The sequence below is a fragment of the Rhodopseudomonas sp. WA056 genome (assembly GCF_010906995.1).
In the GTDB taxonomy this organism is placed as follows: domain Bacteria; phylum Pseudomonadota; class Alphaproteobacteria; order Rhizobiales; family Xanthobacteraceae; genus Rhodopseudomonas; species Rhodopseudomonas palustris_G.
Map to the genome: position 1 here is coordinate 1 of NZ_QPFS01000160.1, position 9,119 is coordinate 9,119.

A 9,119-nucleotide genomic window follows, 5' to 3' on the forward strand; every position below is an offset into this window, starting at 1 on the left:
CGGCAAGCCGATCAACCGCGCCGAACTGCTCGCCTGCGTGGCGCGATGGGCAGACGTCGGCGTGCCGCACGTGCCGTCGGAACCGCTGGCGCCGGTCGGCCTCGGTTCGGAGATCGAGCCTCCGGTGCGTGATCACGAGGCGCTGGAAGATCTGCGGCTGTTCGCCAGCGATGACGATATCGCCGGCTTCTTCGCCCAGCTTCGCGACGCCACGGCGCGTATCCGGGCGCAATGGCCGCACCACATCGATGCGTCGCAGCTCGACCAGGAGTCCCGCGCCGCGCTCGGAGCGGTGGCTCACAAGACCGTGTCGCTGGCCGGCCAGCTCGGCTTCATGCAGTTGGCGGCGGCGTGCCGCCGGATGGAGCGAGCCTGCCAGCCCAGCAAGGATATTCCCGGCGCTTTCGTCGCGCTCCACGACGCTTTGGACAACGCTGCTCCGGTGCTCGACGGAGCGCAACAACTGGTCTGAGCCGGGCCGGCGCGATATAAGAATTTCTTTTGCAATATCGAAGATATTGAAATTTCTCTTATTTATACGGTTGTGGTCAAAGTCGTCCCGCAACGCAATCCGGCGCCGATCGGCATCGCGCGAGCCGCGCGATCAGGCTTCCGAACGGCGTCCGATCATCCTGCCGCCTCGGCCGGACAGGGCTTTCAAGGAGGACGACATGAACGAGACAACCACCATCCGCGGCAAGGACCGGTACAAGTCGGGCGTGATGGAATACAAGAAGATGGGCTATTGGGAGCCCGACTACGAGCCGAAGGACACCGACGTCATCGCGCTGTTCCGCGTCACCCCGCAGGACGGCGTCGATCCGATCGAAGCCTCCGCGGCGGTTGCCGGCGAATCCTCGACCGCGACCTGGACAGTGGTGTGGACCGATCGCCTGACCGCGGCCGAGAAGTACCGCGCCAAGTGCTACCGGGTCGATCCGGTGCCGAATTCCCCCGGCCAGTACTTCGCCTACATCGCCTACGACCTCGATTTGTTCGAGCCGGGCTCGATCGCCAACCTGACCGCGTCGATCATCGGCAACGTGTTCGGCTTCAAGCCGCTGAAGGCGCTGCGGCTCGAGGACATGCGGCTGCCGATCGCCTACGTGAAGACGTTCCAGGGCCCGGCGACCGGCATCGTGGTCGAGCGCGAGCGCATGGACAAGTTCGGCCGGCCGCTGCTCGGCGCCACCGTCAAGCCGAAGCTCGGCCTGTCGGGCCGCAACTACGGCCGCGTGGTGTACGAAGCGCTGAAGGGCGGTCTCGACTTCACCAAGGACGACGAGAACATCAACTCGCAGCCGTTCATGCACTGGCGCGAGCGCTTCCAGTACTGCATGGAGGCGGTCAACAAGGCGCAGGCGCAGACCGGCGAGATCAAGGGCACCTACCTCAACGTCACCGCGGCGACGATGGAGGACATGTACGAGCGCGCCGAATACGCCAAGGAGCTCGGCTCGATCATCGTCATGATCGACCTCGTGATCGGCTACACCGCGATCCAGTCGATGGCCAAGTGGGCGCGCAAGAACGACATGATCCTGCATCTGCATCGTGCCGGTCACTCGACCTACACGCGGCAGCGCAATCACGGCGTGTCGTTCCGCGTCATCGCCAAGTGGATGCGGCTCGCCGGCGTCGATCACATCCATGCCGGCACCGTGGTCGGCAAGCTCGAAGGCGATCCGGCGACCACCAAGGGCTACTACGACATCTGCCGCGAGGACTTCAACCCGATGGCGCTGGAGAACGGGCTGTTCTTCGACCAGCATTGGGCCAGCCTCAACAAGCTGATGCCGGTGGCCTCGGGCGGCATCCACGCCGGCCAGATGCACCAGTTGCTCCACCTGCTCGGCGAAGACGTCGTGCTGCAGTTCGGCGGCGGCACCATCGGCCACCCGATGGGCATCGCGGCCGGCGCCACCGCCAACCGCGTCGCGTTGGAAGCCATGATCCTCGCCCGCAACGAGGGCCGCGACTACCTGCACGAAGGCCCGGAAATCCTCGCCAAGGCGGCGCAGACCTGCACGCCGCTGAAGGCCGCGCTCGACACCTGGAAGAACGTGACCTTCAACTACGAATCCACCGACACCCCCGACTACGCGCCGACCCCGTCGGTCTCGGTCTAAAGGAGCGCACCCATGCGACTGACCCAAGGCTGTTTCTCGTTCCTGCCCGATCTCACCGACGAACAGATCGCCGCCCAGGTGCAATACGCGCTGTCCAAGGGCTGGGCGGTGAACCTCGAATTCACCGACGACCCGCATCCCCGCAACACCTATTGGGAGATGTGGGGCCTGCCGATGTTCGATCTGCAGGACGCCGCCGGCGTGATGATGGAACTGAACGAATGCCGCAAGATTTACGGCGACCGCTACATCCGGCTGTCGGCGTTCGACTCCTCGCACGGCTGGGAGTCGGTGCGGCTGTCGTTCATCGTCAACCGCCCGAAGGACGAACCCGGCTTCCGGCTCGACCGTCAGGAGGTCGACGGCCGCAACATGCGTTACACCACGCGCGCCTATTCGGCCGACAAGCCTGAAGGCCGCCGCTACGGAGGCTGATCGTGGACACGACAGCAACGACGCCCAATGGAGACGACGCGCCGCCCGCGCGCGTCGATCTCCGCGCCGAGTTCAACGAAGTCGGCATCGGTGAAGTGCTCGATCAGCTCGATCGTGAGCTGATCGGGCTGAAGCCGGTGAAGACCCGCATCCGTGAGATCGCCGCGCTGCTGCTGGTCGAACGCCTGCGCAAGCGGATGGGACTCGCCACCGGCAACCCGACGCTGCACATGTCGTTCACCGGCAATCCGGGCACCGGCAAGACCACGGTGGCGCTGCGCATCGCCTCGATCCTGCACAAGCTCGGCTTCGTCCGCCGCGGCCACGTCGTCTCGGTCACCCGCGACGAATTGGTCGGGCAGTATATCGGCCACACCGCGCCGAAGACCAAGGAAGTGCTGAAAAAGGCGATGGGCGGCGTGCTGTTCATCGACGAGGCCTACTATCTATATCGCCCGGAGAACGAGCGCGACTACGGCCAGGAAGCGATCGAGATCCTGCTCCAGGTGATGGAGAACCAGCGCGACGATCTGGTGGTGATCCTGGCCGGCTATGCCGACCGGATGGAGAAGTTCTTCCAGAGCAATCCCGGCTTCCGCTCGCGGATCGCCCACCATATCGACTTCCCGGACTACACCGACGGCGAATTGCTGACGATCGCCGAAGGCATGCTGAACGAGCAGAACTATCACTTCGCCCCGGAAGCGAAGGCCGCCTTCGAGCGCTACATCGGCATCCGCAAGACCCAGCCGTTGTTCGCCAACGCCCGCTCGATCCGCAACGCGCTCGACCGTATCCGCCTCCGCCAGGCCAACCGCCTGATCGCCGACCTCGACCGCTCGCTCACCGCCGAGGACATCATGACGATCGAAGCGGGCGATGTGCTGGCGAGCCGGGTGTTCGGGAAGGGTGAGGGGACAAACTAATCGGCGGTCATTCCGGGGCGCGCGAAGCGCGAACCCGGAATCCGGAGGTTGTTGCGACGCCGGATGCTCCACAGCTCGGGATTCCGGGTTCGCTCGCTGGCGCGAGCGCCCCGGAATGACGGGTGTGGGGCTGGCGGACGCTTATCCCTGCAATGCCTTCAGCACGTCGTCCGGGCGCTCGACCATCATGGTGTGGCCGGCGCCTTTCAGAATGACGGTGCGTGAGCCGGCGATTGCTGCTGCCAGGGTCTTGCCGTTCTTGGTCGGGGTCATCATGTCGCGTTCGCCGAGGATGAACAGCGTCGGCACCGTCACCTTTGCGGCGGCCGTCAGCGCGTCCTTGTAGTCGTTGCAGGCGGACAGATCGTTGAAGATCACGCCGGGCTTGTTGGCTTCGAGCACGCGTACCGAGCCGCCGTGCATCCACAGGCCGGGCGCGAGGTTGCCGCCGATCTCGGCGTCCGGGCCGAGGCCCCAGATCGTCATCATCGCAACTGCCGCGGGATCGTTGGCTTCGGCGGCTTTCAGCAGGTCGGGGCCGACCGCCATGGTCGAGGTGGTGCCGATCAGCGCCAGCGACGCCACCTTGGCCGGGTGCCGTGCGGCGGTCTCCAGCGCGATCAGCGAGCCCATCGAATGGCCGATCAGCTTGGCAGCTTGCGCGCCTGTGGCGTCGAGCAGCGCGGCGATCCAGTCGGCCATTTCGGCGATCGTCTTCAGCGGCTCGCCGCCGGAGCGGCCGTGGCCGGGGAGGTCGGGCGCCAGCACGGCGTAGCCGTGATGCGCGAACCAGCGCGTCTGCAGCGCCCACACCGAGCGATCGAAGCCGGCGCCGTGGATGAACACCGCGGCCGGCAGCGACGCGTCGAACGGCTTGCCGCCGGTGGCAACGAAGGTGTCTGTCCCGTTGACCTTGATCTGCATGACTCAGCCCTTCTGCGAAACGCGCAGAGCCTGCGCCAGGTCAGCGATAATGTCGTCGGCGGTCTCGATGCCGACCGACAGCCGGATCAGCTCCTCGCCGATCCCGGCGGCCTTCAGTTGTTCGGCGCTCATCTGCTGATGCGTGGTCGAAGCCGGATGAATCACCAGCGTCTTGGCGTCGCCGACATTGGCGAGATGGCTGGTCAGCCGCAGCGCTTCGATGAACTTGCGGCCGGCGGCGCGGCCGCCCTTGATGCCGAACGAGATGATCGAGCCGGCGCCGTTCGGCAGCAGCGTCTTGGCCAGTTCATAGTCGGGGTGGTGTTCCAGCGTCGGATGCAGCACCCAGTCGACTGCCTTGTTGGCCTGGAGGAAGTCGAGCACCGCCTTGGTGTTGGTGACATGCCGATCCATCCGCACCGGCAGCGTCTCGATGCCCTGCAGCAGTTGGAAAGCGTTGGTTGGTGACAGGCAGGCGCCGAAGTCACGCAGGCCTTCCATTCGCGCGCGGATGACGAAGGCCGGCGGGCCGAACTGCTCGTCGAAGACGACGTCGTGATAGCCGGCATAGGGCTCGGTCAGCGTCGGAAACTTGCCGGAGCCACGCCAGTCGAACCGGCCGCCGTCGACCAGCACGCCGCCGATCGCGATGCCGTGGCCGCCGAGCCATTTGGTCGCCGAATGCATCACGATGTCGGCGCCGAGTTCGATCGGCTTGCTCAGGTACGGCGTCGCGAAAGTGTTGTCGATCAGCAGCGGAATCTTCGCCTCGTGGGCGATTCCCGCGACCTTCGGGATGTCGAGCACTTCGAGGCCCGGATTGCCGATGGTCTCGCCGATCATCAGCCGGGTGTTCGGCTGGATCGCTGCCGCGAGGCCGGCGTGATCGCGCGGCGCGACGAAGGTGGTGGTGATGCCGAACCGCGGCAGCGTGTGCGCGAGCAGGTTGATCGTGCCGCCGTACAGCGAGGATGAGGCGACGATGTGATCGCCGGCATTCAGCAGCGTCGCGATCGCCAGATGCAGCGCTGCCATGCCGCTGGCGGTCGCCACCGCGCCGACGCCGTTCTCCAGCGCGGCGATCCGCTCTTCCAGCACCGCGATCGTCGGGTTGGAAATTCGCGTGTGGGGGTGGCCGGGCCGCTCCATATTGAACAGCGCCGCGGCGTGGTCGGTGTCCTGAAACACGTAGGACGTGGTCTGATAGATCGGCACCGCGCGCGAGCCGGTCAGCGGATCGGGATGCTGCCCGGCGTGCAGGCTGAGGGTTTCAAATCCGGGCGGTTTGGGTGCGGCCATGATGTGCTCGGGTTGTTTCCTGAAGACTTGTTAGTTGGGCTCCGTCATTGCGAGGAGCGGAGCGACGAAGCAATCCAGGCTCAGTGCTCGGCGCTTCTGGATTGCTTCGCTTCGCTCGCAATGACGGGGAGGGGTTGTCTGAATGGCTTTATGCCACGCTCACGCTTCGGCGTCAGCCTTACCGACCGCCCACAGCGCGAAGGCATAGACGATCGCGATCTCGTCGAGCCGGCTGAAGCGGCCGGAGGCGCCGCCGTGGCCGGCGCCCATGTTGATGCGCAGCAGCACCGGGCCGCCGCCTGTCATGGTGGCGCGCAGCCGCGCGACCCATTTGGCCGGCTCCCAATAGGTGACGCGGGGATCGGTGAGGCCGCCCATCGCCAGGATTGCCGGGTAGTCCTTCGGCGCGACATTGTCGTAGGGCGAGTACGACAGGATGGTCTTGAAGTCGGTTTCACTGGCGATCGGGTTGCCCCACTCCGGCCATTCCGGCGGCGTCAGCGGCAGCTTGTCGTCCAGCATGGTGTTGAGCACGTCGACGAATGGCACCTCGGCGACGATGCCGGCGAACAGGTCGCCCGAGCGGTTGGCGACCGCGCCCATCAGCATGCCGCCGGCGCTGCCGCCGTGGGCGACGATGCGCTTGGGCGAGGTGTAGTTCGCCGCAATCAGTGCGCGGACGCTGGCGGCGAAGTCGTCGAACGAATTGGTCTTCTTCTCGCGCTTGCCGTCGAGATACCAGCCCCAGCCCTTGTCGGCGCCGCCGCGGATATGGGCGATCGCATAGACGAAGCCGCGGTCGACCAGCGACAGCGCGTTGGCCGAAAAGCCGGCGCCCATCGCGTGGCCGTAGGAGCCATAACCATACAGCAGCAGCGGGGCCTGGCCGTCGAGCGTGAGGCCGGCCCGATGCAGGATCGACACCGGCACCTCGGCGCCGTCGTCCGCCTTCGCCATGATCCGGGTGGTGACGTAATCGGCCGGATTGTGGCCGGAGGGAATCTCCTGACGTTTGCGCAAGACGCGCTGCCGCGTCGCCATGTCGTAGTCGTAGACTTCCGACGGCGTCGTCATCGACGAATACGAGAACCGCAGGTTCGTGGTGTCGAACTCGTAGCCGCCGATGGTGCCGAGCGAATAAGCGGTCTCGGCGAACGCGATGGCATGTTCGTCGCCGGTCGCAAGATCGCGGATGGTGATCGACGGCAGCGCATTGGCGCGCTCCAGCCGGATCAGGTGGCCGGTGGTGAGATCGAAATCGATCACATAGATGCCGGCGCGATGCGGGATCAGGTCACGCCAGTTGTTGCGGGTCGGCTCAGCCAGCGGCGCGGTGACGATCTTGAAGTCGATCGCGCCGTCGGCATTGGTCAGGATGAACAGTTCGTCGCCGCGGTCGCCGAGCGAATACTGCACGCCGAGTTCGCGCTTGGCGACCAGACGCGGCGGTGCGGTCGGATCGGAGACGTCGATCAGCCGCTGCTCGGAGGTCTCGTGATCGCCGCCGGCGATGACGCAGAACCGGCCGCTGGTGCTCTCGTGGATATGGGTGAACCAGCCGGAGTCCGGCTCTTCGTAGATGAGAAGGTCGTCGGCCTGCTGGGTGCCGAGCTTGTGCAGCCACACCTGCATCGGGCGGTGGTTGTCGTCGAGCTTGACGTAGAAGAACGCTGTCGAATCCGCGGTCCACACCATCCCGCCGTCGGTCTCTTCGACCACGTCCGGCAGATCCTGCTTGGTCGCCCAGTCGCGGACGCGGATGGTGTAGTATTCGGAGCCCTTGGTGTCGGCGCTCCAGCCTTCGAGCTTATGATCGAGCGAATGCCGGCGGTCGCCGAACTGGAAGTAGTCGTGGCCCTTGGCCAGTTCGTCGCCGTCGAGGATGATGTCGATCTCGCCGCTGCCGTCGCGCGCGACGCGGCCGTACAGCGGATGCTGGCCGCCCTCGCGATATTTGCGCAAGTAAGCGTAAGGCCCATCCGGCGACGGGACGCTGGAATCGTCCTCCTTGATCCGGCCGCGCATCTCAGCGACCAGCTTCTTCTGCAAACTCGTGGTGTGGCCGAGCACGCTGTCGGTGTAGCCGTTCTCGGCCTCGAGATAGCTGCGGATGTCCGGATCGAGCAGCGACGGATCGCGCAGCACCTCCTGCCAGTTCGGATCCTTCAGCCAGGCATAGTCGTCGGTCAGCGTGATGCCGTGGGTGGTGAAGCTATGCGGACGGCGCGGCGCGACCGGCGGTTGCTGGTTGGCGGCACGGGGCAGGGCAGAGGTCATCGGCAGGTCTCGTTCAGGGTGGGTCGGGCAGGCTTAGCACGTTTCCGCCTTGCGGCGCCGGGCGGATTGCGCTGGATAGGCGCCGGGCGCCGGTTCCGGCGGCCCGATGTGGACAAGTGACGGGATTGGATGATGGCGGATTTTCACGGCGTGTTCCCTTATCTGGTGTCTCCGCTCGATGCGGAAGGCCGCGTTCGCGCCGATGTGATGGGCCGGCTGTGCGACGATCTGATCCAGGCCGGCGTGCACGGGCTGACGCCGCTCGGCTCGACCGGCGAATTCGCCTATCTCGGCACCGCACAACGCGAAGCGGTGGTGCGGGCGACGATCGAGGCCGCGCAGCACCGCGTGCCGGTGGTCGCCGGCGTCGCCTCGACCTCGGTGGCGGATGCGGTGGCGCAGGCGAGGCTTTACGAGAAGCTGGGCGCCGACGGCATTCTGGCGATTCTCGAAGCGTATTTTCCGCTCAAGGACGCGCAGATCGAAAGCTATTTCCGCGCCATCGCCGATGCGGTCGAGATTCCGGTGGTGATCTACACCAACCCGCAATTCCAGCGCTCGGATCTGACGCTGGATGTGATCGCCCGGCTCGCCGAGCATCCGCGGATTCGCTACATCAAGGACGCGTCGACCAATACCGGGCGGCTGCTGTCGATCATGGGTCGCTGCGGCGACGCACTGCAAGTGTTCTCGGCCTCGGCGCACATTCCCGCGGCGGTGATGCTGATCGGCGGCGTCGGCTGGATGGCCGGCCCCGCCTGCATCGCGCCGCGCCAGAGCGTTGCGCTGTACGAGCTGTGCAAGACGCAGCGCTGGGACGAGGCCTTGAAGCTGCAGCGCAAGCTGTGGCGCGTCAACGAAGCCTTCGCCAAATTCAACCTCGCCGCCTGCATCAAGGCCGGCCTGTCGCTGCAAGGCTACGACGTCGGCGATCCCGTCCCCCCGCAAGCCGCGCTGACCACCGAGGAGCGGAAAGCCGTGGAGAAGGTACTGGCGGAGATCGCGTAAGTACGCCACGCGTCGCAGCGCGCTCCCCTCCCCCTTGCGGGGAGGGGTAGGGGGTGGGGGTCCCCAGGCACTGCTTGTCTTTGAGCGTCCAGAACGTCGTGGCGCAACTGTCGTTCAGCAC

At 65.9% G+C, this 9,119-nt stretch carries 8 protein-coding genes; 5 read left to right on the forward strand and 3 right to left on the reverse strand.

From position 1 onward, the window contains the following. From DU475_RS21730 to cbbX, 4 genes are all read left to right on the forward strand, one after another. A partial coding sequence (locus tag DU475_RS21730) for an Hpt domain-containing protein (RefSeq protein ID WP_164633301.1) occupies nucleotides 1-472 on the forward strand: 472 nt, incomplete at its 5' end. A 199-nt stretch (nucleotides 473-671) separates the two neighbouring features. Then, nucleotides 672-2,129, forward strand: a complete 1,458-nt coding sequence (locus DU475_RS21735; protein WP_142882163.1) for a form I ribulose bisphosphate carboxylase large subunit — start codon at nucleotides 672-674, stop codon at nucleotides 2,127-2,129. A 12-nt stretch (nucleotides 2,130-2,141) separates the two neighbouring features. Beyond that, nucleotides 2,142-2,564: a ribulose bisphosphate carboxylase small subunit gene (locus DU475_RS21740; RefSeq protein WP_047309881.1), complete on the forward strand. Its 423-nt coding sequence runs from the start codon at nucleotides 2,142-2,144 to the stop codon at nucleotides 2,562-2,564. A 2-nt stretch (nucleotides 2,565-2,566) separates the two neighbouring features. Then, the gene (cbbX, locus tag DU475_RS21745; RefSeq protein WP_164633302.1) at nucleotides 2,567-3,490 is read left to right on the forward strand and encodes a CbbX protein; all 924 of its coding nucleotides are present in this window, start codon (nucleotides 2,567-2,569) and stop codon (nucleotides 3,488-3,490) included. 141 nt (nucleotides 3,491-3,631) lie between these two features. Here the strand turns inward: cbbX and DU475_RS21750 are convergent, their stop codons facing one another. The 3 genes from DU475_RS21750 to DU475_RS21760 all read right to left on the reverse strand — a co-directional run bounded on the left by DU475_RS21750 (nucleotide 3,632) and on the right by DU475_RS21760 (nucleotide 7,990). Further along, nucleotides 3,632-4,414 (reverse strand): alpha/beta fold hydrolase, encoded by a 783-nt coding sequence (locus DU475_RS21750; protein WP_013503622.1) that lies wholly within the window; start codon nucleotides 4,412-4,414, stop codon nucleotides 3,632-3,634. A 3-nt stretch (nucleotides 4,415-4,417) separates the two neighbouring features. Further along, nucleotides 4,418-5,713, reverse strand: a complete 1,296-nt coding sequence (locus DU475_RS21755; RefSeq protein ID WP_164633303.1) for an O-acetylhomoserine aminocarboxypropyltransferase — start codon at nucleotides 5,711-5,713, stop codon at nucleotides 4,418-4,420. Between the two features lie 159 nt (nucleotides 5,714-5,872). Beyond that, complete coding sequence (locus DU475_RS21760; RefSeq protein WP_164633304.1) at nucleotides 5,873-7,990, reverse strand: S9 family peptidase; 2,118 nt, start codon at nucleotides 7,988-7,990, stop codon at nucleotides 5,873-5,875. A gap of 132 nt (nucleotides 7,991-8,122) precedes the next feature. Here DU475_RS21760 and DU475_RS21765 point away from each other — a divergent pair, with 132 nt between their 5' ends. Continuing rightward, nucleotides 8,123-8,998: a dihydrodipicolinate synthase family protein gene (locus tag DU475_RS21765; RefSeq protein WP_164633305.1), complete on the forward strand. Its 876-nt coding sequence runs from the start codon at nucleotides 8,123-8,125 to the stop codon at nucleotides 8,996-8,998. Nucleotides 8,999-9,119 lie beyond the last annotated feature (121 nt).

Excerpts from the sequence above, each read along its gene's own strand:
- DU475_RS21735 (WP_142882163.1), top strand. The coding sequence starts at position 672 with ATGAACGAGACAACCACCATCCGCGGCAAGGACCGGTACAAGTCGGGC.
- DU475_RS21740 (WP_047309881.1), top strand. The coding sequence starts at position 2,142 with ATGCGACTGACCCAAGGCTGTTTCTCGTTCCTGCCCGATCTCACCGAC.
- DU475_RS21750 (WP_013503622.1), bottom strand. The coding sequence starts at position 4,414 with ATGCAGATCAAGGTCAACGGGACAGACACCTTCGTTGCCACCGGCGGC.
- DU475_RS21755 (WP_164633303.1), bottom strand. The coding sequence starts at position 5,713 with ATGGCCGCACCCAAACCGCCCGGATTTGAAACCCTCAGCCTGCACGCC.
- DU475_RS21760 (WP_164633304.1), bottom strand. The coding sequence starts at position 7,990 with ATGACCTCTGCCCTGCCCCGTGCCGCCAACCAGCAACCGCCGGTCGCG.
- DU475_RS21765 (WP_164633305.1), top strand. The coding sequence starts at position 8,123 with ATGGCGGATTTTCACGGCGTGTTCCCTTATCTGGTGTCTCCGCTCGAT.